The 25,897-nt window shown below is 45.8% G+C and carries 26 protein-coding genes; 15 read left to right on the top strand and 11 right to left on the bottom strand.

Annotated features, from left to right (window positions below; translation table 11 throughout):
* Positions 1-573: 573 nt before the first annotated feature.
* Together KME12_19180 and KME12_19185 are read left to right on the top strand one after the other, a co-directional pair.
* Positions 574-984 carry a hypothetical protein gene (locus KME12_19180; GenBank protein MBW4489910.1) on the top strand — a complete coding sequence of 137 codons (411 nt, stop codon included), beginning with the start codon at positions 574-576 and terminating at the stop codon, positions 982-984.
* 76 nt (positions 985-1,060) lie between these two features.
* Complete coding sequence (locus KME12_19185; GenBank protein MBW4489911.1) at positions 1,061-2,971, top strand: telomere resolvase; 1,911 nt, start codon at positions 1,061-1,063, stop codon at positions 2,969-2,971.
* A 215-nt stretch (positions 2,972-3,186) separates the two neighbouring features.
* Here the strand turns inward: KME12_19185 and KME12_19190 are convergent, their stop codons facing one another.
* Complete coding sequence (locus tag KME12_19190; protein MBW4489912.1) at positions 3,187-3,372, bottom strand: hypothetical protein; 186 nt, start codon at positions 3,370-3,372, stop codon at positions 3,187-3,189.
* Between the two features lie 840 nt (positions 3,373-4,212).
* Here KME12_19190 and KME12_19195 point away from each other — a divergent pair.
* The 3 genes from KME12_19195 (at position 4,213) to KME12_19205 (ending at position 7,515) form a co-directional block, all read left to right on the top strand.
* Complete coding sequence (locus KME12_19195) at positions 4,213-4,596, top strand: helix-turn-helix domain-containing protein (protein MBW4489913.1); 384 nt, start codon at positions 4,213-4,215, stop codon at positions 4,594-4,596.
* A gap of 128 nt (positions 4,597-4,724) precedes the next feature.
* Positions 4,725-6,368, top strand: a complete 1,644-nt coding sequence (locus tag KME12_19200; protein ID MBW4489914.1) for a UvrD-helicase domain-containing protein — start codon at positions 4,725-4,727, stop codon at positions 6,366-6,368.
* A 457-nt stretch (positions 6,369-6,825) separates the two neighbouring features.
* Positions 6,826-7,515 (top strand): hypothetical protein, encoded by a 690-nt coding sequence (locus tag KME12_19205; protein MBW4489915.1) that lies wholly within the window; start codon positions 6,826-6,828, stop codon positions 7,513-7,515.
* A 286-nt stretch (positions 7,516-7,801) separates the two neighbouring features.
* Here KME12_19205 and KME12_19210 read toward each other — a convergent pair whose 3' ends face one another.
* The gene (locus tag KME12_19210) at positions 7,802-8,425 is read right to left on the bottom strand and encodes a S24 family peptidase (protein MBW4489916.1); all 624 of its coding nucleotides are present in this window, start codon (positions 8,423-8,425) and stop codon (positions 7,802-7,804) included.
* A 1,160-nt stretch (positions 8,426-9,585) separates the two neighbouring features.
* On the opposite strand from KME12_19210, the gene KME12_19215 reads away from it, so the two are divergent.
* The 3 genes from KME12_19215 (at position 9,586) to KME12_19225 (ending at position 13,274) form a co-directional block, all read left to right on the top strand.
* Positions 9,586-9,903: a transposase gene (locus KME12_19215; protein MBW4489917.1), complete on the top strand. Its 318-nt coding sequence runs from the start codon at positions 9,586-9,588 to the stop codon at positions 9,901-9,903.
* Complete coding sequence (locus KME12_19220; protein ID MBW4489918.1) at positions 9,896-10,438, top strand: transposase; 543 nt, start codon at positions 9,896-9,898, stop codon at positions 10,436-10,438. The genes KME12_19215 and KME12_19220 overlap by 8 nt, the downstream gene beginning before the upstream one ends.
* 1,057 nt (positions 10,439-11,495) lie before the next feature.
* Positions 11,496-13,274 carry a hypothetical protein gene (locus KME12_19225; GenBank protein MBW4489919.1) on the top strand — a complete coding sequence of 593 codons (1,779 nt, stop codon included), beginning with the start codon at positions 11,496-11,498 and terminating at the stop codon, positions 13,272-13,274.
* Between the two features lie 160 nt (positions 13,275-13,434).
* On the opposite strand, the gene KME12_19230 is transcribed toward KME12_19225, so the two are convergent.
* The 3 genes from KME12_19230 to KME12_19240 all read right to left on the bottom strand — a co-directional run bounded on the left by KME12_19230 (position 13,435) and on the right by KME12_19240 (position 15,632).
* Positions 13,435-14,214: a hypothetical protein gene (locus tag KME12_19230; protein ID MBW4489920.1), complete on the bottom strand. Its 780-nt coding sequence runs from the start codon at positions 14,212-14,214 to the stop codon at positions 13,435-13,437.
* A 101-nt stretch (positions 14,215-14,315) separates the two neighbouring features.
* Positions 14,316-15,113, bottom strand: coding sequence for a hypothetical protein (locus tag KME12_19235; protein MBW4489921.1), 798 nt, complete (start codon positions 15,111-15,113; stop codon positions 14,316-14,318).
* A 21-nt stretch (positions 15,114-15,134) separates the two neighbouring features.
* Complete coding sequence (locus KME12_19240) at positions 15,135-15,632, bottom strand: hypothetical protein (protein ID MBW4489922.1); 498 nt, start codon at positions 15,630-15,632, stop codon at positions 15,135-15,137.
* Between the two features lie 180 nt (positions 15,633-15,812).
* On the opposite strand from KME12_19240, the gene KME12_19245 reads away from it, so the two are divergent.
* From KME12_19245 to KME12_19265, 5 genes are all read left to right on the top strand, one after another.
* Positions 15,813-16,259, top strand: coding sequence for a hypothetical protein (locus KME12_19245; protein ID MBW4489923.1), 447 nt, complete (start codon positions 15,813-15,815; stop codon positions 16,257-16,259).
* Positions 16,256-17,533 (top strand): relaxase/mobilization nuclease domain-containing protein, encoded by a 1,278-nt coding sequence (locus tag KME12_19250; GenBank protein ID MBW4489924.1) that lies wholly within the window; start codon positions 16,256-16,258, stop codon positions 17,531-17,533. The genes KME12_19245 and KME12_19250 overlap by 4 nt, the downstream gene beginning before the upstream one ends.
* A 622-nt stretch (positions 17,534-18,155) precedes the next feature.
* Positions 18,156-18,593 carry a hypothetical protein gene (locus KME12_19255; GenBank protein MBW4489925.1) on the top strand — a complete coding sequence of 146 codons (438 nt, stop codon included), beginning with the start codon at positions 18,156-18,158 and terminating at the stop codon, positions 18,591-18,593.
* 123 nt (positions 18,594-18,716) lie between these two features.
* Positions 18,717-19,430 carry a hypothetical protein gene (locus tag KME12_19260; GenBank protein ID MBW4489926.1) on the top strand — a complete coding sequence of 238 codons (714 nt, stop codon included), beginning with the start codon at positions 18,717-18,719 and terminating at the stop codon, positions 19,428-19,430.
* Between the two features lie 245 nt (positions 19,431-19,675).
* Entirely contained in the window at positions 19,676-19,903 is a 228-nt protein-coding gene (locus tag KME12_19265) for a hypothetical protein (GenBank protein ID MBW4489927.1), read from the top strand.
* An 83-nt stretch (positions 19,904-19,986) separates the two neighbouring features.
* Here the strand turns inward: KME12_19265 and KME12_19270 are convergent, their stop codons facing one another.
* Together KME12_19270 and KME12_19275 are read right to left on the bottom strand one after the other, a co-directional pair.
* Positions 19,987-20,916 (bottom strand): ParB/RepB/Spo0J family partition protein, encoded by a 930-nt coding sequence (locus KME12_19270; GenBank protein MBW4489928.1) that lies wholly within the window; start codon positions 20,914-20,916, stop codon positions 19,987-19,989.
* Positions 20,916-21,668 (bottom strand): AAA family ATPase, encoded by a 753-nt coding sequence (locus tag KME12_19275; protein MBW4489929.1) that lies wholly within the window; start codon positions 21,666-21,668, stop codon positions 20,916-20,918. Before KME12_19275 ends, KME12_19270 begins: the two co-directional genes overlap by 1 nt.
* A gap of 238 nt (positions 21,669-21,906) precedes the next feature.
* Between KME12_19275 and KME12_19280 the strand changes: the two genes are divergently transcribed.
* On the top strand, positions 21,907-22,968 hold the full coding sequence (locus KME12_19280) for an AIM24 family protein (GenBank protein MBW4489930.1): 1,062 nt from the start codon (positions 21,907-21,909) through the stop codon (positions 22,966-22,968).
* 219 nt (positions 22,969-23,187) lie between these two features.
* On the opposite strand, the gene KME12_19285 is transcribed toward KME12_19280, so the two are convergent.
* Genes KME12_19285 through KME12_19295 form a run of 3 tightly spaced genes read right to left on the bottom strand, consistent with a single transcriptional unit; the run spans position 23,188 to position 23,978 of the window.
* Positions 23,188-23,460 (bottom strand): Precorrin-3B methylase, encoded by a 273-nt coding sequence (locus KME12_19285; protein ID MBW4489931.1) that lies wholly within the window; start codon positions 23,458-23,460, stop codon positions 23,188-23,190.
* 2 nt (positions 23,461-23,462) lie between these two features.
* Entirely contained in the window at positions 23,463-23,654 is a 192-nt protein-coding gene (locus KME12_19290) for a hypothetical protein (GenBank protein ID MBW4489932.1), read from the bottom strand.
* Between the two features lie 3 nt (positions 23,655-23,657).
* Positions 23,658-23,978, bottom strand: coding sequence for a hypothetical protein (locus tag KME12_19295; GenBank protein MBW4489933.1), 321 nt, complete (start codon positions 23,976-23,978; stop codon positions 23,658-23,660).
* 52 nt (positions 23,979-24,030) lie between these two features.
* On the opposite strand from KME12_19295, the gene KME12_19300 reads away from it, so the two are divergent.
* Complete coding sequence (locus KME12_19300) at positions 24,031-24,606, top strand: Uma2 family endonuclease (protein MBW4489934.1); 576 nt, start codon at positions 24,031-24,033, stop codon at positions 24,604-24,606.
* Here KME12_19300 and KME12_19305 read toward each other — a convergent pair.
* Positions 24,590-25,855 (bottom strand): restriction endonuclease subunit S, encoded by a 1,266-nt coding sequence (locus KME12_19305; GenBank protein ID MBW4489935.1) that lies wholly within the window; start codon positions 25,853-25,855, stop codon positions 24,590-24,592. The two genes, KME12_19300 and KME12_19305, sit on opposite strands and share 17 nt — an antisense overlap.
* Positions 25,856-25,897 lie beyond the last annotated feature (42 nt).

Genomic DNA, 25,897 nt, shown 5'->3' on the forward strand with positions numbered 1-25,897 from the left:
CCTACTAGCGATCGCAACCTATAAGCAATTCAAATATTACCCAATCCATTTGAATATGTTATGAATTGGATTGCATTGTTTCTTTGGGGTGGGGGCGATCGCGCCTTTGTAGAATCCTTGCAACTGCCTCTGTATAAGGGTTTCAGCTATTCTAGGTATCGCTTGGGATAGGGGGATCGCCTTTTTGTTCCAATTCAATTCATTAGATATCCATATCAAACCATGGAAATATCCAATCTATTTATCCATATTCATTTGAATTTGTTATGGATTGGCTTATCCAATTTGTTCTGAAAGATATGGATATAAGCAATCCAAATCAATCGAATTGGCTATAGATTTAGGTTTGTAGATGCTAGCCAAACTTTCCACGATCGCCTAGTTCGCCTAGTTCGCCTAGTTGCAATAATTGAGCTGCCTTAGTCCAATCGCCTAACTTATTAGTTTGAATTGCATAAACTATGGATTTTATATTGATTTTGAATATGGATTGAAATAGAATGAATATGTAATCCAAAAAGGTAGCTGCTTCATCTAATTGGATTGGATACTCTATCAATGAGAGGTAGTTCCATGCTATCAAGGCCCACACTCTCTAAATCTGCTGTGAGTTTCTCTCCTTTTGTCTCTTTATTGGTTGCTTTGGTTGAGCTAGCGATCGCTAATCTCAGCCTCTTCTATTGTTCTGGGAACCAGCATTTGACCTTTCAGCAGGCGATCGCACACTCTACAAGCTTCTATCTTTCTCCTGGACAGCGACTCACTAATAAACAAGCGATCGCAAACTTTAATCTCTTCTCCTTTTCCACTAAGCAATCATCTACCACTAAGCTGGCGATCGCTGGCTTTATGTTCCCCTGTCTCGCTACTAGCCCGCAGTTAGTCCTTGAGCTGGCGATCGCGGCTGTGATAGGACAAGGTTCTCTCTTTGGGTTCCTGGCTCTGTGTGCTCCTGATAGACGAGCCTTCTGCCATAGCTTATGACCGCTCTTTGGGAGACGGTATCTGTCTCCTTTTCCATCTCATTTAACCAATAAGCAATGCAATTTGGAGAACGGATATGGGTAAACGTGCTTGGCTCTCTCACTTGATTGACAATGACTATCTTCCTGCGATCGCTCTGCTATCTGATTCTCCTCAGGACAGGGCCAAGGCTCAACAACTCGCTGCTCGCATGCGCCAAGAGTGGTCCGATCGCGGGGCTCTAGCACTCAATCAACAGCAGAGTTTGATGGACCAAACTCGTAGGGCGATTAAAGACCAGTTGGGAGAAGACCATTTCTCGCTCGACTATATCAAGTTCTCGACTGAGGAATACACTCAGCTCAATGATGAGAAGCAGCGATCGGTCTCAGAACGCAATGAAGATGTCAAGCCGTTGCACAATCCTGATGGTATCGTGGCAACCGCAGTCCGCTTGCTGGAGTCCCCGGAGTGGGCAGAGGTGGCAGCAGGCTTGGCTGTACTGACCGGAAGGCGATCGAGTGAGCTGCTCTCGACGGCTAAGTTTGAACCCAAGACGCGCTGGAGTGTGGTCTTTACGGGGGCACTTAAACGTAGGGAAGAAACACAAACGCTCAGTTTTGAGATTCCCACGCTGACGACCTCGGAGAAGGTGTGCAAGGCCTTAGATAAGGTGAGACGTGAGTTACCGGAGACACAGGAGCTATCAGCTAAGGAGGTCAATGCTCGCTTTGGCCCCGCTATCGCGGCGGCGTGCGATCGCCACTTCTCGGACTTGGTGCCTCCTAGGGCCGGGGGCAACCTCTACACTCACTTGTTCCGCGCCGTCTACGCTACGATCGCCACCTTTTGGTACTGTCCGCCTCGAGTAGACCCAGTGGAGTTTAGAGCCGCGATTCAAGGCCACTATGCAGTCCTTGATGAACACAATCCCGAACTCAGGCGATCTCTGGCCGCTTCTCGTCACTACGCAGATTTTGAGATTGCGGACTCGGTCATTGCTCAGTATGCGGGCAAGCGCAAAGGGATTAAGCTGGGCTTAGGCGGCATTCAACCCATTGCTCCGTTTCAGGATAGGGTGGCTGACACTCCAACCAGAGAACGCCAGCGCCAGCAGCGCACGAGCCTTCGCATCTGGAAAGACGACCAACCCGCGATCGCTGACATCCTCGAACACTTTGACGGCAAACTCCAACCTGACAAGATGTCTGCTTGGGTGGCTTGGTCTCTCCAGCAATTGTCCACAAGAGCGACAGCAGCTGAATTTGAAGAAGTGATGGTTGATGAGGTAACGGAGGTTGAACCTACCGAGGCGATCGCTCTAGTAGAAACGGAAGAGATTACTACTACCGATGAACCAGAAGCGACACAGGCGATCGCTGCCACTTCTAAAACCACTGAGGCTGCACCAGAACCGATCGAGGAAAGCGAAGTTAATCAGCCAATCCAATCCACTGAACCCATAAGCAATTTGTCTCTGGAGCAGCCAACAGCTAACGGATTGGAATCTAAACTCGACAAGCTGATTGATGTTATGGCTCAGTTCGTTCAGTTTCAACTCCAGGCTCAACCACCTCAGATTCAGCAGCCAATAGAGCAAATCGCGATCGCTCAAGCAGGGACAACTAGAGTGGCGGCAGCACCCGAGATAGAGGCAATAATATCTCAACCCGCGATCGCTGACCAGGCGATAGATACGGCAGAGAAGACAAACACTGAAGAAAGCAAACCTCGCAAATACAAAACTGGTGAAGCTGATGCGATCGTCAACCGGGCGATCGATGCCATCATCCACCACAACAACCTCCCCAACCAGCTTCATGACCTCAAGTGGGCGATCACCATCAACGGGCTCAAGAACTTCACCACCAACCAAAGGGTCATTGAACGCATTATGCAGGAACGGAAAGCGGAGATCGATGCTCATCATCAACTCCACCAACTTCTCCCGGGCCACAACAACCGTCACAAAAGAAAACGCAAAATTGGCGATGTCGTTAGAGTTTGAGTGAGAAGTAATGCACTTGAGGTTATCTCAGCACTCTGAAACCTACCCTCGCTGAAGCGATCGCTATCATGAGTCAAGCGTCTTCTAATGCAACCGGGTCATTGACTTGATGCTTATGCTTCTTAAAAATCCTGTATCCGTAATGGCAATCACTTTTGGAATTTTGGTGCGTAGTTATTTATTAGCTAACTACGCACCAAAATTCCTGCTACTAACTAACGGCGGCTACAGTGCTCAATCCAGTCTGCAACTGACATAATTTCTCCATTGGGAGAATCCCAGATCGCAAGATGTTCAACTTGAGAAAAGCGGTCTTCTAGGTGCTCGATTCGCTGCTCTAGATTGCTGAGCCGCTCATGGTCTGTCAGTTTACTTTTCCATTGTCGGCTAAACTTTGACATTGTTTTTTCTCCCACTCCTAGGTTTCCAATGATTCTCAACCGCCCGGCGAAACAGCCCAGATGGGCTATGCACTATTCCTCGTTTTCGGTTTTCTTGAACGACTGCAATTGCATCCCGAATTACTTCGGGGTGCGATGCTAGGACAAGAGTTTCTAACCCGCAGTCGAGTGGAATATCTGCTGCTTCCACCTCTGCCCTAATGGAGTGACTATTGACCCCAGATGTAGACACTGCTGGGCTGGAACTATCATCTGCTACGTGATTGTCCCCTAAGCTCTCTAGCCCAAGGAGATAATCTAGTCTTGCAAGATGTTGCTCAATAGAATTTGCATCCAGTTCTATCAGCCTTGCTAGGTACGTATTCACCTGCTCAAGCAAGTCAAGCCGAGCGGTATTTGAAGACACGCCGTTTGGAACCATAATGTTGAGATGTAATAAAAAGTGTTTCGGCTCGCCTTTGGGTGGCCGAATTTTTTTAGATTCTGCATCTAAAGGCGAGTTGTTGAAAAATACTATAGCTTTCCCTTAAAGTCTTGTCCAGCAAGGGTTTTGGTTACTAGAAGTGATTCCAGAAAGCAGCCCTGATATGCTATTTAATGACATAGCAGATATGTTATAAAGATAGCAGCCTGAATAGAGTTAAAAAGACATGTCAGTTATGTTACTTAAAGCCAGTTCTGATATGCTACTCTGTTACACACAAAAGATAATCCCTTGTAAAGAGAAACCTTAATAAGGAAATCCCTGTGAAGTAAGAATCACTCTTTTAGATTCTTATGAGGGTAAGGAGCTGAGGCTCATGATTGCCGAAAAAAAGTTGAAAAATTTTTCAAATTCTTATGTCCATGCCAACAACTCGCTCTCGAAAGCAGCCGAAAACGGCAGACCCGGCTTGGAAGGCCCATGAAAACGAGAGTTGGATCTTCATCTCTAACGCTATAGATACTTACGGTTTGAATGTCTACGAGTTTCGAGTACTAGCTCATGTAGCGCGGAGAGCATCCACTAAGGGTTTTTGTACTGCTAGCCAAAAAACAATTGCCGATTATTGTGGAATGAATACACGCAAGGTAATGGAGGCCCTGAAGCTCCTTTGTGCTGCAAACATTTTGGAAGTGACTAAAACTGGACGGGCTAATAAGTACAAGTTGAAAAAAAGCCAAGAGTGGCTGCATCCGGTGGCTTTATCAGCTCTGCGACGACAAGCAAGACAAGAGGATTGATGCACTTGGCAATCGAGAATCGCATGTCGCGGTAGTCAAAGCTTCCCTACGCAGAATCGCTCTTGTGTATATCGTTTTTGTCTTGCAAGATTAGTGTGAATTTGTAGTTTTAGTAGGATTGCTACTCTGTGAGCAAGCCCCCGTTTGTTCCTAGTAAGTACCAGAAGGACATCTTTGACTGGGCTCTCAATGCCACAGGTAGTGCTACTGTTTGTGCGGTTGCAGGCAGTGGGAAAACTACAACTCTCATTGAGGCATCCAAGCTACTCAACAGCTCTGATGTCTTATTTGCTGCTTTCAACAAGTCGATCGCTGACTATCTCAGGACACAGGTTCCATCTCGAATCGATTGTCGAACCATTCATGCTATTGGTTGGCGGTGCTTAGGCAGAAGGTTACCAGGTGAGCTAACCCTAGAGTCTAATAAGTACCGTAAGTTGATTCAAGGCAGAATGGTAAGGCTAATAGGAGCTTGTAACCATCGATATGGGCTTCAAGTAGTTCAGTGGCACCTGGATCAGGAAAACTTGGAAGAACCAAAACCACCAGTTGAGGCAGAAATTCAGCAACAACTAGAACGAATTGTTCACCTTGCCCAATGTACCTTGACGGAACCATCAGACTACCAGGCAATCATAAAAATGCTGCGTCACTTTGGGGTAGCTCTTGATGAAAACTATCAAGACCTACTTCTTAATGAAGCTGAATCTATTTTGATTGAGGGGCCTGATCTCGCTATCAGTGCGCGTTTAATCTCGTATGAGGATATGCTTTGGTTGCCATATCTCTGGAATCTTCAGCCAAAACAGTATGAATGGGTGTTTGTAGATGAAGCCCAGGATTTGAGCGCTGCTCAGTTAAATCTGATTCTCAAATGTAAGCGGCCAAAAGGCCGCATGCTTTTTATTGGAGACGATAACCAAGCGTGCTATGGCTTTGCTGGGGCAGATTGTTACTCATTTCAAAGAATTCGCGACACTTTACGAGGAGCGGAGTTTCCGCTCAGTGTTTGCTATAGGTGCGGTACTAAGATTTTAGAGCTAGCCCGTGAACTAGTTCCTCATATCGAACCTCGTCCTGATGCTCTTGAAGGAAAAGTAGAATCTATTTTTGAAGATCAGCTGCCTAAAGTAGTGAAAAGAGGAGATTTGGTTATTTGCCGATTGGTGGCTCCTCTGATTACCTGGTGCATCGAGTTGATCAAGAAGCAGATTCCAGCTCGAGTGAAGGGTCGAGATGTCGGTAAATCTTTAACAGCGATCGTGCGTCGAGTCGCTGAGTTTGAAGGTTTTACGTTTGCTCAATTTCCTAATTTTCTGTCGTTGTATCAGGGGCACCGAATCCAGAAGCTTAAAGAAACTCCTTATAGTGAAGGGCAAATTGCCTTGCTGAATGACAAGATTGATGGCATTCTCAACTGCTATAAACGTTTCAATTGCAGCAATATAGAGGAATTTTGTGAAGCAATTGAGGCTCTATTCAGTGATCAATACCAGGCCGTAATGCTATCAACAGTGCATAGCGCTAAGGGGCTAGAAGAAGAGAGAGTGTTTATACTCTATCCAGAGTACTTACCGATGAAGTGGGAAAATCAGCAGCCTTGGGAATATCAACAAGAGCGAAACCTGAAATATATTGCTATTACGCGTTCTAAGTCAGCTCTTTTCTTCGTCCACAAGAGCAATGAGGACAGGCGTAAGGAATTAGATGTAGATGAGTTGAGCAATCCTTTAAAGTTAATGATTACGCATGCCGCTAAGAGCCACCGTTGATGAGAAAGAGATTGTTTCTAGGTTAGTTCCATTAGATGAGTGGAATTCTCTCAAAAATCGCAAGCATAAAGAGGTAGTCTTACCTTGCGGTTGCAAGGGAAACTTACGCACTTCTAAATTAGGGTTACAACACTTTTATCATCACCGACGTAGTACATCTTGTGATTGGGAAAATGAGGGCTTCGAGCATCTTTTAGCAAAATCCGAAATTGCTCAGGTCTGTGAGCGGTTGGGCTTCCTGATACAGACCGAAGCGGTGGGGCCTGACTGGCGTGCTGATGTTTTAGCTGTGCGGCAAGGAACCAAAAGGCTGGTTCGGGTTGCTTTTGAGGTACAGTGGTCTCCGCAAACCCTAGAGGTTACCAAGGAGCGTCAGGCGAAGTATGAACGTGATGATGTGAGAACTTGCTGGTTGTTTCGGAAGCTACCAACGCTTGAGCAAAGCTACAATTTGCCCATGTTCACTCTCAGTTTAGAGCCAGATAATCGGCTGATGGTAGAGATTGGGCAGCAACTAATGCCGATTGATTTATTTGTCGAATCGCTGTTATCTGGAAAAATCAAATTTTGCCAGTACTACACTTCCATACCTGCGACCACGGCACGGATCTACTTTCCCGTCATCAACTGCTGTAATTGTGATTCTCCTTACCACTATTATTGTGTGCAAAGAAAGTCAGTATCTTGTTGCGGCAAGAAGTTTGAGTTTGAGTCCAAGTTTCGGGAAAGCTGGCCTAAAGTCCCAAATGTTGAATTTGAGCCAGAGGTTCAAAGAGTAGTAGAGGAGTACAAGAATTCTTCTCACGGTCGAAATCTTTATCTGGGAGCGATCAAGCTGCGAGAACAATTGATTGCTTCTGAGCCAGCTAACCTAGCTATTGTCGAACCCTCTTCAGGTATAGATCCTATGCGCCAGTGGCAAAACCAAAGCCAAAGGCTGATCAATCAACGTCGTCATTCAAAGGTATCAACACTAACTTTTGGTTGTCCGTGGTGTGATGCTGCTCTTCCAAATAGTCTTTTTGGGCGCAATTTGGAGTCGGCTATTTACCTAGATCTTGATGCTGAAGTTACAGTACCAAGATCTAGGCTCAATAACGGTAAGCATTGGTGCTATTCAAAGCAGCGTACCTTCTGTGAACCTTGAGCATGACCTTTGGATAGCAATGAAGCCAATCAGCTGCTGTCTTTTGACACGCTTTTTGTGTCCTGTCAACACATTCAGTGTCCTATGGAGGAAATTCAGAATCCATGTATAGCAAGCGTTCTAGCCTCTTTCTGTTAAAACCCCAAAAGCAACCGTCCCAAAAGAAAATGCAAGATTGACGATGTCGTGAAGATTTGAACTCGCAGGAATGTAACGGAGAGTGGGAGATTTTTGGTTGGGATTTTGAGAGCTTCGTAGCTAATGGAGGTAAACCTTCTGCAATTCTTTAGATGTTTATAATACGCATCATTGAGTCAGGGATAACACGCTCAAAAACTCCGAAAATAAAAATAGAATCATGATCTGACATATCTGATGAGATAACTATTGGTGGGTAATTTTTTCTCCGATTCTCGGATAGCAGTTCGTGTTTGTTATACCGATAACGGTAGCGCTTAATAAGTATCTGATCGTTTACTACTGCTGTCACGATCGCACGATCTGGTGGGCTTTCAAATAAAGGATTCATTTCCTTCGCAACAATATAAGCACCATCTGGTATTCCAGCATCTTTCATCGAGTCACCAGCGGCTCGAGCAAGGAAAGACTTGTTAGGATTTTTAAGCAGTATGCTTGGGACTTCGATCTCCTCATAACTAGCATCTCCACCAGGAGAAGTTATGCCAGGAGTTGCCGAGATCCGGAAATCATATAGCTTCATTCGTTGCATCTTAAGCGTTCCATTCAAGCACCCTAGGATGTATTGATGAGCATCTTCTGGATCAGTGAATTGGTCCCGAATATAATCAATTTCAGTAACAATATTTAGAGGCAGCCGAGGTCTTACAACCTCTAGGTTTCCCCATGTTGAAGGACGCCCAGGAGCCTGTTTTTTCTTACTATGCGGCATCAACAATCCTCCTTATAAGCTCTTAGATGGGGGTTCTTGATTAGGCAATGCAGGATTTGGTAGGTCTACCCGACTATTTGCACTTTGCCATTGGGCAACTACAAAAGCTAAGAGTATAAGTGCTTTCAGGAAAGCAGTTAAAGACCTTTCAGAGAGAGTCAGTCGAAAACCTTCACTAGTGCAATCTGAGTTTGGCTTGTCAGAAGGCTTAGTTTTCATAGTTCATTAGCACTATATTGACACAATCAGAATAGTACTAATGAACTATTAACGGCTAGCTTTGATTTATATATGGTCCAGAAATTAATTACATTTCTCAGCCAAAGCTCCAGAATTTAAAGCAGCCAATGGCTGATTAGTTAATTGCAGAATGGAAAGCAGCCTTAAAGCCTGCTTTCAGTAATTGAGTTAGGGTTCCCAGTCTTTATAGAGCAGCCATTAGAGCAAAGAGCCTCGATCTTGGATATGAAGTTGAATCAGGATGAACCGTTCCTAGCTTTAATGGTAGTAGCTACCCAGAGCTTGCCTGATTCCTTGCCTAAACCGTTACGGGAAATAAAAGCATTCACACAACCAGAGTTGACAAACGCAATGTACCCCATCAAGCGACAAAGGCAAGTCAAAGTCCAAAGTTACAATCGCCCTAACCTTCACAGATAATGGGCCAGAGTCTTTAGAAGAGCGTGAGATCAAGAAACCAATTCAATCACACAACTTATAAGCAATTTCTTTCTGGAGTGACCCAAAGCAAACAGATTGGTAGCCAAACTCGACCGACTCTGATGCCAGAGCTCAGAGGAAACCAAAGGCTTTCAAGTGGAACCCAAGCTATGGATTGTGGAACACACTTGAAGTTGGTGAGAAAACGCTCGTATCCTCACTCGAGACCACGGACGCCTTTGATTAAGTACTTGATTTCGTCGGTTTGATACCCAAGAGTGGCAATGACTAAACACTGATTTGAAAGTGGGTTGTTGAGATACCTCTAGGAAGCATCTCTATTGGAGCAACCTTCTCTCAATGCAATCTTAATCCCACAAGTCAAAATCTGCCTCATCTACACCACTGGCTGCGATCGCTTCACCAAAAGAGCGTATAGAACCCATTTGGCATCTTTATAATGGTGAATGCAGGCACCTACACCCTCTACTTTAGTCGCTATGGCATATTCCAGCAGTCTCACCGATGCAGAATGGAAAATTCTTGAACCCCTGTTGCCTCAGATACTGCCGCAGAAGAAACGGACCCGACCCTGTGACTGGACGAAGCGGCAAATCTTGGATGGGATCTTCTATCAACTTAAGAATGGCTGCAATTGGGAAGACTTACCCAAAGACTTGCCGCCCTATTCGACGGTCTATTGGCACTACAAACAGTGGCGAGCCGCAGGTGCAATCGAAACGCTGATGCAGACGTTACATGAACAAGTGCGATCGCAGGTAAAAAAAGCCCAAGTGGACAACGTTAATCATCATTGACTCTCAAGCGGTGAAGAACACTTGCACTGCGAGTGTGGAGTCAAAGGGATTCTGTTTTTATAAAGCAACGAATGGAATCAAAAGACATCTAGCCGTTGACACGCTTGGGTTTCCCTTCTTTACCCACAGCACTCCTGCTAATGTTTCAGATGATGTCGGGTTGATTGAGATGCTGAGTCTCAACCTCGATTATTTCAAGTCGAAACCCGTCAATATTCCCAAAATTACCATCTTGCTAGACCACGGCTACCACATTGACTATTTGATTCAGGAGTTGGAGCAGGTTTATCCCCAAATTATGACGAAAATCCGCTTTCAATTGTCCACCAAACCCTCAAAACAAGAGAAGGTGGCACAAGGAAAAACTGGATTTGTCCCAGCGGTCGCTCGCTGGGTGATAGAACGTTCCAATGCGTGGATGGAGCGCTGTAAAAGTTTAGTTAAGAACTTTGAGCGCACTTTATCTCATGCCACAACCAAGATCAATCTCTGCTTTGTCCGGCTCATGCTCAAGCGGCTTACAGCCCCTTCCTGAGATCTCAAATGGGTTCTATAAGCCTTTCACGTATCAGGTCTGTACTTCCATAAAACTTCTGATCCCTAAAGGGGGAGCTGGAAGATGAGGCGATCGCTTAAATAATTCCTAGATAAGCGTTCTGGCAATTATCCTATCTGTGAAGCAAGGTGTGACAATGGATAGCTATTCATAGTGCTGGATTGTACTTCTCTGATTGTCTTATGCTCGGCATGATGCTAGCGCAAACGAGAGGGCGTTCTCGTCTCGTTTGGCAGAGGAGCGGGGCTTAATTTTTCTGTAATTAGGTCTGCGTGGATTGTCACAGCTCTGTTACCAGCGATTGCCCCTACCTAAACTTCTGGTGCTGCCTAAATATAATCCACCTCCAGCATTCGTTCTCAATACAAACGAGAGGCGTCGGACTGCCAGATTGAATTTTCCAAGGTGGTTACATTCTCATGCTGAGAATATCTGAGTTTTCTGCACCACTAAGCTAAAATAACCAAAACTCTTATTTTAAGGCTGTTTTGGAGTAGTATGCCATCTAACCTAGACCTAAATCAGATCCTAAATACAAATTACGAAACTGATCACAAAGACCTTCTCTTAGAGCAGTACAAGATGTATGTAGAGATGCATGACAGGATTAGTGCGAGAAGAAATCAAGTAAATAGCTTTTTCATTTCTCTTCTATCTGGGTTGCTAGCTATCTTTTCTATAGCTAGCAACCAGGATCAAATGGTTAAGTTTCCTCTGATTGGACTAGTAGTAGGTTTTTTAGGTTCCATCTTATGCATCCTATGGAATTTTAATATTCGGGCATACAGAAGATTGGTTGAGCGTAAGATCCAGATTATTTTAGAGATGGAAGAGTTTTTGCCATTTTACTGTTACAACAAAGAAAGTCACTTGAGAGAACAGGATCTAACCGAAAAAACTTATTTAAGACCTACCAGTATTGAACAGTGCGTTTCATTCATTTTTGGAATTGTTTACATAGTATTGATGATTTATTCATTGTTTGACCTCAAGTAAGTATGTTTTATTCCGTTGTGATGGAATGATTACACAAAAGATGGTAGAAGAATTAATTCCGCAGCTTATTAATCTTTTAAAGAAGTGGGCTAAAAATCAAAATCATAAGCAATTTAGTAATTTCTATATTTTTGGTAGCCTCATCAATGGAGGCGGAAATCAATTTCTTCAAGATATAAGTGATATTGACTTAATTGTTATTATTCAAAATAACGGTTCTTTAACTAGAGCTAGATTATGTCAAAAACTTCAAAAAGCTAAATTCGAGCTTGAATTACTTTTACGACCGATCCTCCAGCGAAAAAACAAAAATAAATCAGTTGTTAGTTTAGTTTTAGTAACTAACAATGAAGTGATTTGGGATGTACATAAATCAAAATCACCAAGGTTTTTTCGAGAGAACAAAAACAATTTCTTAAACCTCTTAGAAGGAAGTGATAAATTAACCTCAGTAGGGCTTAAAAATAGAGAAGCTTTATTAGATATTATTCAGGCTATTGAAAAAGCTCAAGATTATAGAAATAAATATCTTTCTATCAACTCTAATAAACCTAAAGAGTATAATGAGCAAGACATTTTTCCAAAAGATTTAGCACGGAGTGCCGCTCAAGTTCACTCTTTTGCTGTGAAAAATGAAAACAAAAAGTTTGATATCAATTCGGGAAGTAGCTATCTGATGTTTTTGCTTAAGCAAAAGGATCGTAAAACAAGTAATGAATGGTCTCAGCTAAACAGTAAAGTTGAAGAACGAGTTAATCGCAGTAGAGAACGCCCTGCTCTTAACGATTTTGATTTATTACTTCTTCATGAATTATTGTTTGATAAAGCATGTGCCTTACTAAAACAAAATTCTTCTAGTAACTCAAGTAAAAGTAGGCATCTTCTAGGAAGTAGAAGAAATTTATTTACTCCTTCTGCTACTAAGAAGACATCAGAGGTAAAGACAAAATCTAAATCTTCGACTGTAACTCACGATCGCAAAAAAACATCATCAACAACTACAACAAAGCTAGCTACAGAACCTTCTATAGCCCGTAATCGGGGGAAAACACCATCAGTAGCTTCAGCAAAGCCAGGTATGGGAAAAAAAACATCAACAATATCCCAGAAAACCACTGCGAAAAACGGTACACCTCGCAACACTGGATTAGTGAAGAGCCCCGGACATTGGATCATGCTAAATGAAAATTTCTTTTTAACAGAAAAAATTAGAACTAAACCAGATCAAAGTATTGAACTTCAACTATCACCAACGGCGGATATAGAGCAAGTTGTCGAGTTAAAGTCTCTTTATTCAGGGAAGTCCCATAATAGCAAGCAAATTTCCTACGCAGATCAGTCGAACGCTGGTATGGTGCAAGTCTTGTTTATGGAATCTGAATTGAGCGGGAGAAAAACTAGATTTAACATCACGCTTACGCCAATTCAGCGGTCACACAATAGTTATTTTGGAATGGAGATAGGCTATAGCAGAAGCTACAATCCGGACGAGATTGCTGAATTACGTGCTCGTCAGATGCTACTAGCGGAACCACTTCCAGAAGAGCTCGCATCGTTGTCCTATACTACTCAAAAAGAAATTTTTCCTGAATTGTGGGTGAAGCTGCAAAAACAACCAAGGTTATTTTTGCCAAAAGCATGGTTAAAAGCAGTGCATAGCCTGAAGACGAACGGAATTGTTGAGGATGTCTTAGAGCTAGAACTGGGTACAATCAGGAACAGGATAATGCGTGTCCGATTTCAGGGCAGGAGACAAGCGTCTGCAAATCAAAGCGGTGGCATCATCAAGTTTGAAGGAAGCTGTATTCTCGATAAATAGAACTATGCCTTAGTCGCCTTTTGCTTAATAAAAGAGGAACGATCCAGGAGCAAAGTCCGACAGTATCACGTTCCGCGCTATTCACCCGCGATCGCCCACCAGTATCTAAGATAAAAACTGGGAAAAGTGAGGGCAGCAGTGAAAAGGTTGCATCGTTTATCTACTGTTGCGGTGGATTTTCCATCCAAAGGGTACATTTTACATTGCGGTCTTGGTTGCAACGAAGCAACCGTTGCTTATTGTCAGCCCGGTTAATCAATTGTTGACTGATGGTGTACCAGTCTTGGTCGCCAAACTCTTGGGCAGCGATCGCCCGTCCCTGCTGAGTCCCGAGCCAGTAAGCTGACCCTGCCACTACGACTAGAGCGATCGCCGTGGCACTACTGGCCCAAACCAAACCTTGCCAAAAGACATCTTGCAGATAGAGCTTGCGAGTGCGGACGAGCTCTTGGCTCCAATCCCGCAAAGCGGTGGCGTTGATCTGATTAATCTCTTGACGGTACGCCTCCACCTTCTTTTTCAGTACTACATCTGCTGACTGAATGGCCTGGTCGAAAGCTGCATCAAAGGTAGACCTGAACTCAGGCAGCAAAGCTTTGGTGTCTTCCCCCCACTGCAACCGAATGCCTTCGATTTGGGCCACCGAATGATTCAGATTGGATTGGATGCTGCCATAAACCATGGCGGCTTTACGAAACGATTCATCCGCTGCTGATTTCATTGCGGCTGGAATTTCTCGGAGAATCTGCACATAGTATTGCAACGCCACTAAGAAGGGGTGCATTGGGTCATTGGTCGGAATACCCAACTCTGCCATCAATCGCAGAATAAACTCGCGATCGCCTTTGTCCAATTGGTTGAGGAGTTTATCGAGAACCGTATTCCCCGTCAGAATTGGCTTATGGTTGTTGCTATTGCTAGGAGTGCTGCTAGACATCATGGATACCCAACTGAGTTAATACTTGTCAGATTGAGCTGCCTTGCTTCCAAGATAGAAAGGTAAGTTAATCGCACCCTGAATCCATGTTGCTCGGCCTTCTTTTAGGCCAACCCCAAAAACTCGGCAGCTTTGAGAAATTCTGCTTCAGCTTCATCTAAAAAGACTTTCACCCGACGGCGATCGGCCATCGGTAATCCACTTTCAGGCTTTAAGGCGTCACTAAAGGTCAGGTTTTTATCGTCTAGTACGTCGTAAGTACTGTCGTAAAGGTCAGGGAAATTGAGAATTACGCCCCCTGTTTGCAGCAGCAGCTCTTTCGTTTTGCTGTGGTCAAAGCGGCTAAACTTTTCCGGTTCTCCAAAAAAGCAGTTCTTCAGCACCACATGGTCCGCGCGATCGCCACAGTACTCCATCAGCGTTCTGAGGGAGTTGATACTATCCTTAACCCGACTTAGTACACTGACCATTGTCAGTTGATACCCGATTTCGCTCAGGAAGTCGAAGAGCTTTATCTCTCGTTCAAAGCGCTCGAATAGTTCTCCTCCACCCGCAGGAAAATCAATCAGCACAATTTGAGTCGTGGGAGATTCCAGACTATTGAGGAGTTCATCGGCTCCTCCTCTAACACTCAGATCAATCCGGCTCACGCCTACATTTGAATCAAAGGCAGACGAGAACGCTTGGTTGTAATGACGATAGAGTTGAGCATTGCGGCGATCGCAGTCAAACGCCCGAGTGGGAATCTCTCGTCGAATAAGAATGTCACCCAGAGCCCGAGCGACTGTGCTTTTGCCATTGCCACCTTTGTCTGAGGTAATCCCAATCATCCGTTTCGGGTTCAGTTGCTTGGCTCGGGGTTCAGCAACTTGAAGTTGGAGTTTTGTCGTTTTACTGGCCATTGCTCCACTTTTTATCTCCGTTTAGAGGTCGTCATCAGCACGCATTTCTTGAAAACCATGCTCGTTGGTATTCGTTAATAGCGGTCGCATTTCACGCTCTATATGAGGTCGTGGTTGCTCTTCAACTGGTAGCCCTGATTTTGGCGATCGCGAGGAGGAAGTAGGAAGTGAGTCAGTCTGTTTGACCTTAGTAGGCTTGGAATCTAAAGCAGGGATTGTCGGCAGGTCAGCTTGGGGATTGAGAGCTCGGCTCTCTTGTAAATACCGCTTCAAAGTATTTAAGGTCAGGTCAACGCCTTCTGCCTTAAACACATTGACAATATCTTCTAAGGTGTAGCCTGACTCCTGCGCCGCTTCGATTTTAGGTCTGAGCCGAAACACCAGCTCTTTCACCTGCAAGCCCTTGGGATTTTGCGCCAGGTGCTCCAGTTTTGAACTCAACTGGTTCGCTGTACTCTCGGGATAAATCTTCGGCGGCTTGCCCATAATGGCCTCACTGAGTCTTGCCCAAATCGCCATGACTCCGATGGAACGCTCCTACTACTCTTCTAACGAAATCATGCAGAGGCTGACGGCTTCAGAAGGCGGTCTTAGCAAAACTTTGAATTTGGACTTGAAGTTTCTGCCATTGAGCCTGCCGAAATCTATCCGGAAGTGTTAGTACAGAATTCTGATGACTCGGTGGCGAGTTGGAGTTTTATGCCTAAGTTTGAGTCGATGGATCAGGCGATCGCGGAACTCAGAGGTGAAATTCGAGAGGCTTTAGGAGAGTCTGAGCTGCATCAACGCAGAACGATCGCCAAGCGCTTTTACGTCACTGAAGGGGAAGAACGGCAACTTGAAGAACTGCGGCAGGGGGTCAACCTTTCAACGTTTGTGCGAGCCAAAGTGTTCGGCTCTGGCATCCCTCGTCCTCGAGCGATCGCCCCTCAAATCAATCGAGAAGCCTACGTTCAGCTCGCTCAGCTTAGAGCGCTTTGCAACCAAATGGCGAAGGCAATGAATATAGCAGTCCAGCAAAACGGAGATTTACCGCTGACTCCTGCTTACCTAGAGCAACTGGAACGGTTGGAGCAACTGCTGGTAGAAATTGGACTGCAATTGAGCCCAGGCAAGCATACCAATCAGGAGGAAACAGACGCATGATTGGGAAGACGTTGCAGAATCACAACTTTAGAGAAACGACTCAATACGTGCTCGATAAGGAAGCGGCGCGATTGCTTGGTGGTAGCGTAATGGGCTCTGACTCGGATACGATCGCCCGAGAATTCCTGCTGTCACGGGACTTAAACCCCACCATTGAGCGGCCCGTTTATCACCTGATTGATGCCTACAGCTATGAGGACGCAGTGACTCAGGAGTTGAGTGACGAGTTTTTGAGAGACCGAGCGATCGCCCGTTTTGCGGGATTGGTGGTATCAGCACGAGAACCGGAATTGCTACGACGTGACGACAAAACCGAATACAAGCAGAAGGTGAATGAGTTTATCGACTCGGAACTATACGAGTATCAATGGTTTTGCGCCGTCCATGAAGATACGAAGCATCGGCATACTCATTTCGTTGCCAGTCGCATCAATCTCTTAGACGGGCGAGCCATTCCAACGTGGCAGGACCACGAGCGCAGCCAGCGGATTTGCCGGGAAACTGAAAAAGAGTATGGGCTTCAACCTCTAAAAAGCTCCTACGAAATCGAACGGCGATCGCCTACCCGAAGACAAATGGAGGCGTGGCAGAAAACTGGAATTCCCCCTGTGATGGTGCTGATGCAAGACGCCATTGACCAAGAGGCAATTCCAGGGCGTGACCTGGAGCAGTTGCAAGCAGCACTGCTGCAAAACCACAGCATTACAATCAGGCGGTGCGATCGCCCCAGCAAACCAGGCATCATTTTTGAGCAAGACGATGTAAAAGGCGAAGTTGTCAGGATGTCGGGATCTCAGCTGGGACGAGGCTACACACTCCCAGCACTCCAGCAACGGCTAGCAAGAGAGATTGAAACCGAACGTCCTGGGGTCGAGTGGGTAAACGGACAGGCAGTTGGGATCGACCCACTTGAGGATATTTTGAGGGTACAAAATGAATATGTTCATCGCTTAGTCCCTCAAATTCGAGAAATATGGAACCGGGACAAGGTGGGCAGAGGCAAACTTAAGGCTGCAACGTTTGAGGACTATCAGATTTGCTTGGGTGAAGAAGGTCAACCAGAACTCTATCACCGCGATCGCCTTCTAATGGGGTATTCAGAGGGTCAATACCAAGGGTATGGCCTGACGGAGCAGGACTGCTCGGCGATCGAGCAACTCAACCAACAATTGCGACAACCAGAGCTGCCACAGCCACTAAACCAGGAAAAGCAGCAGCAAGCAAGCAATTCTCCGAAGCGATTGCCCTCTCACTCACGGGATTTAGAACGATGACTAAGGCACTGTTAAACAAGGTTCTCTTTGAGGGGGCGAGTCTTTATCCTGGACTCCACAAAATTCACTAGGACTGAATGGAACTAGGTTTTCACTGAGCTGAGTCGAGTAGAAGAGCCTGAGTAGAATACAGTGAGCACTCGTTGCTTTGATATTTAGTGCCTCATTAGGAAGAAGATCAGAATTGAGTTCTAAGAAACTTCTGTCTTCGTAACAGCCAAAAAATAGCGGCATACTACCTTTTGTGAAATTATGTCCTAGTGGGCAGCAGCTCCAAGTAACCGCTAGGACTCAGTTTTAATCGGGCGATCGCTCTACCTGTAAGATGCCTAATCGTGCCCCAACCTTAGAACTAAGGCTAAAAGATGTCTGAAATTCGGACATCTAGAGCGATCGCTCAGCAGTTCACCGCATTGGTTGATCAAATTTGAGAAAAGTCAGAAGGGCGATCGCACGAGTCACGTAGAAAGGCAATCGCTCTAGATGGTTTTCAATGGCGACCTTGCCAGCCATACTACTTACCTGCAAGGATATTCGGCAACGTTCTGCCTATCCTCCAAAATCAAATGAATAGGTAGAACGTTACCACCTAATAGTAGTTAGACGTTTTCTTGCACCAGCCGTGGATGAAACTCTTGAGACAATTGTTCGAGCATTCCAAGCCGACGTTCAGCGTGGGTTGGCATTGTTTCGTCAGTACACCGGAAGCGACGACCTGCTATCGTGGCGCAGTCGCCGACTTCCACTCAGTGGTCACCTCGATGCGGAGAAGAGGCATCACTACTTCTTTCACGGCATTGGTGTCCGAGTGCAGCTTGCACCAAAGCTACACATTGACTGGGACTTCGGAAACGGTGGGCGCATGGATGGCTTTGATCTTTGGCGGTTGCAGCTTTTTCTTGAGGAGCGGTCGGAACTCCAGCACTTGCTTCCACTCGATAGACTGGGCCTAGTCTTTGATGCAGCCGTGGCTGATGGTAGTATCATCTCGCCCTGGAGAGGGCAGCACGATAGTCTTTACTACATCGCCGATGATTTACGCACGAGCGCAAATGCCTAACCATGCGCTGCGGCGAACGGCGGTATCACGTCGCGGTTGCAATTGCCGTGCCTCGTGACCGTTGTTCGCTGAGTTTGGGTCGTTAGATGGCCTTGATTGCTGTTGAGTAGTTAGTTTGTAAGAATGGCATTCTTACAAGAACTCACACCAGAAGAAATAGCGCTCATACCGAGCTATCGTCAATTTTGGTATGAAACTGCTTTTTCAACAGCTAAGCTCAACCATAAGCAAGTTCAAGACTCAATTCAAAGTCTCTATAAGATCTTCGAGCTAGAAATACCAAGCATCCATTTTTGTAATAATCTTTTTGCTTTGATCGAAGAAAGTAGAGACTTTTTCCAGCAATCATACGGCTGTGAAGATGGCTCAGTTTTTCCTAGTCAAGTAATGGCTCAAATTCATGAACTTCAGATGAGCTTCTTTGACAACGTTGGGCATTGGGACATGGCATTAACCTTCAAACTAGACTTTAAAGATGGGCAGGAGGTTGAACACAACATCTCGTCCTGTTTGCAGCAAACATTACTCAGCAATCTACCAGCTTGCTTCCAAGGCTACGAAATGTATACATACTGGGTATTTCCAAGAGTTTGGTATGCGAGTGAAGCAAGCCTATATGATTTTCACTTGTCTTCTGCCCAACGAACTCTTTTCAAGGCATATGATGATGTATTTTGGCAAATTTATCGACAACTTGTTCAGTCATCCAGTTGGTTTACTGCATTTGAGTCCGATTGCTTCGTGTGCGAACGCCCCATTGACTTCTTATTTAACTCTGATGGCACAAAAGTCTCATCTATTCTGTTTGTTGATGGAGCGCAGTTAACTTTGTTATAAGCGGTAATCTAATCGGGTCGAGGAGAGCATTTAACTCTCCCCGACCACACCATTTGCCATGCGGGTCCGCAACAGGCGGTTCCTGAAGACGCGCAAAACAATACTGGACAGGTGACAATCTTAATCTAAACGCGAGTATGATTAGCTCCGTGTCCCGGTAATCCTAAACAGTGCTAACTTGCATGTCCTCCAATTTTTGTTCGGTACTTAAGGCATTAGAACATTAAATCACTAGTCATCAATCCATGAATCATTTCATCTTTTGGGCACTTGGGTTTGGCACCTTATGGGTCGGTCTGAAGCTATTTGACGATGAGGTGATTCTAATTGTCTCTATTTTTGTCGGTTTAGGTTTCATCCTGGCTGGGCTGATTACGGCTCCGCTGCCGCTGCAAATTCCGATTGAAATCACGTCAGTGATTGTCTTGTTCAATGTTTGTATGCAGTGTATTCAACGGGGCGATCGCTCTTAAAGCGCTCTCTACAACCTACAGCTAGAGAGTGCTTTGTTGCTTCTATGAAAGGTCTGCAAGTCCTTTACCCTTGATCGGGATGGTTAGTCAGCTTCAGAGAAAAGGTTTTCTAGTTCAGTTAGTAGCTTCTCAAGCCGCTTTTGCTTTTTAGGGTTATTCCAAACCTTAGAGCGCTTTGACAAACGATAAGCATTATCTAGGACACTTTTGAGTGATTGCTGGGTAGAGCTGGTTGATTCAGCATTGCTAGCTTTAAGGCTTGCAACTCGTTCTTTGATTTGTGCCAAAGAGAGGTCTTGGGCGATCGCTTCCTCCAAAACCTCTTGCCGTTTTTGGGCATCCTTGATCCGAGCGATCGCTCTTGCCTTTGTGTATTCCAGCTTTCCTTGGCGAAGGGCTTGCAAGACATCACCGGGGAGATTTAGGAGCGGGAGGCGGCTGGTACGGAAAGATTCGGGGGTGAAGCGCCCGATGCCAGAGAGAGTAGTTTCAATGGTTTTGAGTTGGAGGAAAACGTTTTCCTCCAGTGCCTGATCTCGATTTTTAGCGTGGTTAGCACGGTTGAGGACAGAGACTACATCGGTCGTATCTCCATCAATCGCGATCGCTAGCAATTCAAGAATGGCTTCAGTTTCTTCAACAGGGTTTAGGTCTTCCCGTTGTAGGTTTTCCATCAAGGCGATCTGAAGGGCTTCCCTATCACTTAGTTCTTTGCTGACGATAGGGACTTCCACTAGCCCGACTGTTTGAGCGGCTCTGAGCCGTCGCTCTCCAGCTACTAGTTCGTAGTCATTGTTGCCAAGAGGACGAACTAGCAGAGGCTCTAGAATTCCATGCTCTTGAACGGACTGAACCAACTGCTGCATTTTCTCAGGATCGAAGTAGCGACGAGGTTGCTTTTCAGGAAGCTGAATCCTATCAATAGCAACAGATTGACCTGCTTGAGCTGGTAGCTCGTCTAGGAGGCGCACATTATTAAGTTGGTACTCGGGAAGCGGTTTGCGTCGTGCCATTACACAGCCTCTAATGCATCAGTAATTTGGTTGAGGATATCGACCACTGGATGTTTGGGGAAGCTAAGTGCTAGGGGTTCATGCAGTTGAGCCGCATCTGCAAAGGCGATCGCTCTTGGAATAGCTGGAAAAACGGTTGCGATGCTAGATAACTGATTCTGTACACTATTAAGGCTGGTTTTTCCTTGAACTGTTTGCCCTTCGTGCATAGTGGGGATAAAGCCTGCAATTTTGAGCTTGCGGTTGGCGCGTTGGCGAACCCGAGCAACCGTATCGAGGAGCATGTCGCAACCAATTAGGCTTTTGTAGTGGGTCTGAATAGGAACCAAAACATGGGTTGAGGCAACCAAGCTGATGTAGCTAAGGATAGCTAAGCTGGGTGGACAATCGATCAAAATGAAATCGTACCGATCTTGTACTGGCTCCAAGGCATCTTTGAGGCGAACTTCACGGAACTCCGCCAGGACCAGTTCCATTTCTGCACCGCTAAGTTGGATGTTGGTAGGAGCTAGATCCAATCCATGTAGGTCAGTATGAATGGGTAGCTCTTCATCCTGAACAATGGCGTGGTAGACGGTTTTAGAAAGTTTATAGGCTTCTACCCCCATGAAGTTGGTAAGGGACGCTTGGGGGTCCATATCTACCAGTAGAACGCGATGGCCTCGCTGGGCTAGCTGATATCCCAGGTTCATGGTGAGGGTGGTTTTGCCAACGCCTCCCGACTGGTTGAAGAGGGAAATGATTTTTACCACAGTCAACTTTTAGGCGACATCAAAAAGTGTAGGGGATTGTGATGGAATTATCCCTGATTTCACCACTATTTCATGCCAAAACTTAAGGCACTGGGTAGAAGCGATCGCATATTAGGTTGTGGGCATCCTAACTTTGGTTCTCGTGATACTCCCAGTAAGTCTAGGGGAACGGACTAAAGTACTCATCCTAAGCAAACTTTTTTGCTAGCAGACCTAACAACCAATAAGGAAAAAGACAATGACAGCCTTGTGGTATTACAAGCAGATTGATCAAGAAGTGGGTCCGCTCTCCCCCAACGACCTGGTGCAAGCAGTGGCTCATGGTCTCATCGCGCCAGAAACGGAGGTACGCCAGGAACCAGGAGAGTGGATGCCTGCCTCGAAGGTGAGTGGATTGTTTGAACGGGCAACGCGTACAAACCAAACAGCTACTATGGCTAACGGAGCCACGGGGCTGAAGCCTCCATTAGCTTCTCAAGGCTTAGGTGATGTTATTGAAGTGCTTGATTCTGCTGTGAATGGTGGTTTTAAGGTAGAAGTCTTGGGGTACCGCAGTTTGTCAGGGTCTCATGATCCCTCTACAGCCCAAACAGTTTTCTTTGCAAACCAAGCTGGACTAAAGCTTAAGCAAGTGAAGATTACGCTTCAAAATCATGAAGTACAAATCGAAGCTGGAGCCTTGCACTATATGCATGGTCGCCTGGAGATGGACAACAAGGCTGGGGGAGTAGCTGGCTTAGGGAAAGCGATGCTCAACAAGATGTTGACGAATGAAGCAGCATTTAAGCCCCGTTACCGAGGAACAGGCGAGCTTTACTTAGAACCATCTTTTGGCCATTTTCTGATTTATCAACTTCGTAATGAGGAACTGATCGCTGATAAAGGATTATTTTTCTGTTCCGAGGGGTCGCTAGAAGTTGGGGTTGCGATGCAGAAAAACCTCTCATCAGCGTTCCTAGGCGGTGAGGGACTATTTCAAACGAAGGTGAAAGGCAACGGTATTTGCGTATTTGAATTGCCTGTGCCTGCTAATGAGGTTCGCTGCGTTCAACTGAGCAACGAGACACTGAAGGTGGATGGTAATTTTGCCTTGATGCGGACGGGCAACATCGAATTTACAGTAGAGAAGTCAACGAAGAGTCTGTTTGGAACGCTGACCAGTGGAGAAGGGTTGCTGCAAACCTTTCGAGGAACAGGCAAAGTTTGGCTGGCTCCAACTCAAGGGATTTATCAGAGAATACAGTTGGGCGGGATGAGCAGTTTGAGTACTACTCCAAAATCGTCAAGTACAGCAACTTAACAAACAGCCATTCCTTTCCGATGTGCAGTTGATTTTCCTTAAAGGATCACTAAAGGCTCAATGCCATTGAGGTAAGCTCGGCTAAGTGACAACTGGTCTGCTGAACTTACCTCTATCGCTAAATAAAAGTGGGGCTGCTTAGGGAGTAACACAGCCTAACTACTTGAAGGTCTTTTTGAAAGTTGGATGTTCAATCAACTAGTGTTTTTGAACTAAACGTCAGCGCGATCGCTTCTTTTGCTGTTTCTTGGGTGGTGTGCGGTGATCGCCGAAGTACTTTTCGCTGCGGTAGCGGAGCCAAACTCGTAGAACTTGAGGAATTTGGTCTTTTTGCTCTGGGGTTAGGGTGTTGTAGAGAGCTAGGGCACGATCGCGTTCTCGACGACAGGCTGCATTGTTGTGAGCATCCCAATAACTTCTAGCCACTCGAATGAGACGGCACACTTCTTTGATGAGTTCTGGCCCGGATAGGGGTCGCTCTTCTGGGGCCATCGCTATGCTGGTTCGCTGGGGGTGAGGCGTGCGAGTTCTTGGGCTTCCAATACGGCTAACTCTGTAGCGGCGTTGGCAAGCTGCTGGGCAACGTTGACGCGAATACGTGGGTCAGCTTGCTCACAAACTTCGCGGCTGAGCATCCGAACTCGGTAGCGATAAGCGCTGAGGGATTGGGGATCAAGAACTCGCATGGGTCAGGACTCTACGAAGGTTTCGATGTTGAGCAACACCCGTTCTGACTCTAAGTATACGAACAAAATCAGGATCAGGTCTTCATCGCTCGTGACTTGAAATTGAAAGGCAGCGGCGATCGGTTCGACTTGGGGATGGGTGGCGATCGCAATGTACTCCCCAGGAGCGACATCAACAATGGTGGCGCTGGCATAGGTGAGGTCAACAGTTTGTTGAATGGCAAGTTTATTGCCCTGCTGGATGGCAATGCTGAAGGGAATGCCTTCGATGGAGGTGAGGGCTTGGCCGACTTCGTTACGGATGTTAAGGATGAGAACGGCCATTGGGCGCTGTTACAGTAAGAAGTGCGAGGTTGAGTTGCAGGAGCGATCGCGGATGATTGCTAGCCCGAAGTCACGATATTTTACCCCGGAGGAGTACTTGGAGTGGGAGGCACAACAGCCGCTCCGGTATGAGTATGTGGGTGGCGAAGTGTTTGCCATGACTGGGGGCACGGTGGCACACAACACGATCGCGCTCAATTTGGCTTCAATGTTGCGGGGGCATGTGCGGGGTGGGGCTCGCCGGGTGTTTATGGCAGATGTAAAGGTGCAAGCTCAAGCCCAAGGGCCGTTCTATTACCCAGACGTAATGGTGAGTTGTGATGACCGCGATCGCTCGGCAGTGAGATTGATTCAATACCCATCGCTGATTGTGGAGGTGTTGTCGCCAAGTACTGAAGCGTATGACCGAGGGGGCAAGTTTGCTCAGTATCGCCGGATCGCAACGCTGCGGGAGTATGTGCTGATCAATGCGGAAACGGTAGAGGTGGAGTGTTTTCGGTTAAATGCAGCGGGCAAGTGGGAGTTGAACCCCTACAGCGAGGGTGAAGAGGTCTATCTAGAACGCCTCGATTTCCACTGCCTGATCGCGCTGATTTATGAGGATGTCGTGTTCACACCTCCAGCTTGAGTTGCTTGGCTCGTTTTCCTTTGGTCTTTTTCCCGTTATCTGCTTTTTCCCGCTCGGCTCGAATGCAGTCGAGTAATACGGAAGCAGGTTCATCGTTGGGATCTTGTTCAACCAGCTCACCTCGAAAGGCTTTGGCAAGGATTGCTTGTTCTAGTTGAGGGATTTTTGTAATTGCTTGGTCTACCCACTCAAAAGTCCTGTTGAGGCAAAGGAAAAACTGCTCTGCTTCTGCTTGGAGTTCAGGCGGAGCAATCGGCATAACTAGCTGCTGAAGATTGCGAAGATACACTCTATAGCGAACACTGCCTTGAGTCTCAATTTCTAAGCGGCTTTGTCCTGAACGACTACGGAGATAGCGACAAAGTAGCTCTGATGACATGGTGCCTTTAGTCTGAAAAACTTGATACTCTGGGCTAACAATTGCAGGTTCATCCTTTCGATACCTTGCAATTGAGCCAATACTAAATCTGATTGGATTGAATACAATATCGCCAGAGCGAATAACTTTGCATTTTGGAGCAGACTTTTCTCCTAAAGGCTCTCTACGCTCGGTAATACACCCTTCATTAGATAGCCCAACGACTGGATATTTGTACCAGTAATCTCCAGCTAATTCATTACGGGCTTCTATATGATTACCAAGTTTTCCTTCATCCCATGAGGTTGTGTAGTGAGCAACTAAAAGATGTTCAAGCTGGTGGGCTTGCTCAAGTGCTTGTTTTGCCCGTTGATAGCGATCGCGCAACTCCTCAATCTTGGCAACAATCCGCTTTTGCTCATTGACAGGTGGAAGAACTACAGGAGCAGTTTCCAATCGGCTTTTATTCAAAATTGCTGCGTTGACCGTGGCAGATGCGTTCTCAATAATCCAGGAGCGTAGGAAATATTGTGACCAGTAGTAGAGAAAATGAGCAGAAACTATTTGAGCAGGTACTAAAGCATTAAGCTGTTGATTGATTACAGATGGGCAATTGAGTAAGCCAATTTTTCCAACAGTTCCTATGCAAACTGCTAAAGTGCTGTTTTCAGGAATGATACGAGCTTGCGCCGCTCCTAACTGAGTTAAAGTCCTGTTAGGAAGCAACATTCTACCAGAAGGATCAATTTGTGATGGCGTTACAAATGGGATGTCACCCTCCCAAAAAGCTGAATTACTAGTGGATGGAGTTTTTCCAGTAATTACAGATGCAATACTTTTGATATCTGTCCAGATCCAACCATCAGGTAGTTCTGTCAATTCGTCACTCATATCTTGCAATCAATTCAAAATTAAGGAAGTAGAATTCAATAG

The sequence above is a fragment of the Trichocoleus desertorum ATA4-8-CV12 genome (assembly GCA_019358975.1).
GTDB lineage: Bacteria > Cyanobacteriota > Cyanobacteriia > FACHB-46 > FACHB-46 > Trichocoleus > Trichocoleus desertorum_A.

Coding starts and splice junctions, on each gene's coding strand:
- KME12_19180 (MBW4489910.1), top strand. CDS start 574: ATGCTATCAAGGCCCACACTCTCTAAATCTGCTGTGAGTTTCTCTCCT.
- KME12_19185 (MBW4489911.1), top strand. CDS start 1,061: ATGGGTAAACGTGCTTGGCTCTCTCACTTGATTGACAATGACTATCTT.
- KME12_19190 (MBW4489912.1), bottom strand. CDS start 3,372: ATGTCAAAGTTTAGCCGACAATGGAAAAGTAAACTGACAGACCATGAG.
- KME12_19195 (MBW4489913.1), top strand. CDS start 4,213: ATGTCCATGCCAACAACTCGCTCTCGAAAGCAGCCGAAAACGGCAGAC.
- KME12_19205 (MBW4489915.1), top strand. CDS start 6,826: ATGTTCACTCTCAGTTTAGAGCCAGATAATCGGCTGATGGTAGAGATT.
- KME12_19210 (MBW4489916.1), bottom strand. CDS start 8,425: ATGCCGCATAGTAAGAAAAAACAGGCTCCTGGGCGTCCTTCAACATGG.
- KME12_19215 (MBW4489917.1), top strand. CDS start 9,586: ATGGCATATTCCAGCAGTCTCACCGATGCAGAATGGAAAATTCTTGAA.
- KME12_19225 (MBW4489919.1), top strand. CDS start 11,496: ATGGTAGAAGAATTAATTCCGCAGCTTATTAATCTTTTAAAGAAGTGG.
- KME12_19230 (MBW4489920.1), bottom strand. CDS start 14,214: ATGATGTCTAGCAGCACTCCTAGCAATAGCAACAACCATAAGCCAATT.
- KME12_19235 (MBW4489921.1), bottom strand. CDS start 15,113: ATGGCCAGTAAAACGACAAAACTCCAACTTCAAGTTGCTGAACCCCGA.
- KME12_19240 (MBW4489922.1), bottom strand. CDS start 15,632: ATGGCGATTTGGGCAAGACTCAGTGAGGCCATTATGGGCAAGCCGCCG.
- KME12_19245 (MBW4489923.1), top strand. CDS start 15,813: ATGCCTAAGTTTGAGTCGATGGATCAGGCGATCGCGGAACTCAGAGGT.
- KME12_19250 (MBW4489924.1), top strand. CDS start 16,256: ATGATTGGGAAGACGTTGCAGAATCACAACTTTAGAGAAACGACTCAA.
- KME12_19260 (MBW4489926.1), top strand. CDS start 18,717: ATGGCATTCTTACAAGAACTCACACCAGAAGAAATAGCGCTCATACCG.
- KME12_19265 (MBW4489927.1), top strand. CDS start 19,676: ATGAATCATTTCATCTTTTGGGCACTTGGGTTTGGCACCTTATGGGTC.
- KME12_19270 (MBW4489928.1), bottom strand. CDS start 20,916: ATGGCACGACGCAAACCGCTTCCCGAGTACCAACTTAATAATGTGCGC.
- KME12_19280 (MBW4489930.1), top strand. CDS start 21,907: ATGACAGCCTTGTGGTATTACAAGCAGATTGATCAAGAAGTGGGTCCG.
- KME12_19285 (MBW4489931.1), bottom strand. CDS start 23,460: ATGGCCCCAGAAGAGCGACCCCTATCCGGGCCAGAACTCATCAAAGAA.
- KME12_19290 (MBW4489932.1), bottom strand. CDS start 23,654: ATGCGAGTTCTTGATCCCCAATCCCTCAGCGCTTATCGCTACCGAGTT.
- KME12_19295 (MBW4489933.1), bottom strand. CDS start 23,978: ATGGCCGTTCTCATCCTTAACATCCGTAACGAAGTCGGCCAAGCCCTC.
- KME12_19300 (MBW4489934.1), top strand. CDS start 24,031: ATGATTGCTAGCCCGAAGTCACGATATTTTACCCCGGAGGAGTACTTG.
- KME12_19305 (MBW4489935.1), bottom strand. CDS start 25,855: ATGAGTGACGAATTGACAGAACTACCTGATGGTTGGATCTGGACAGAT.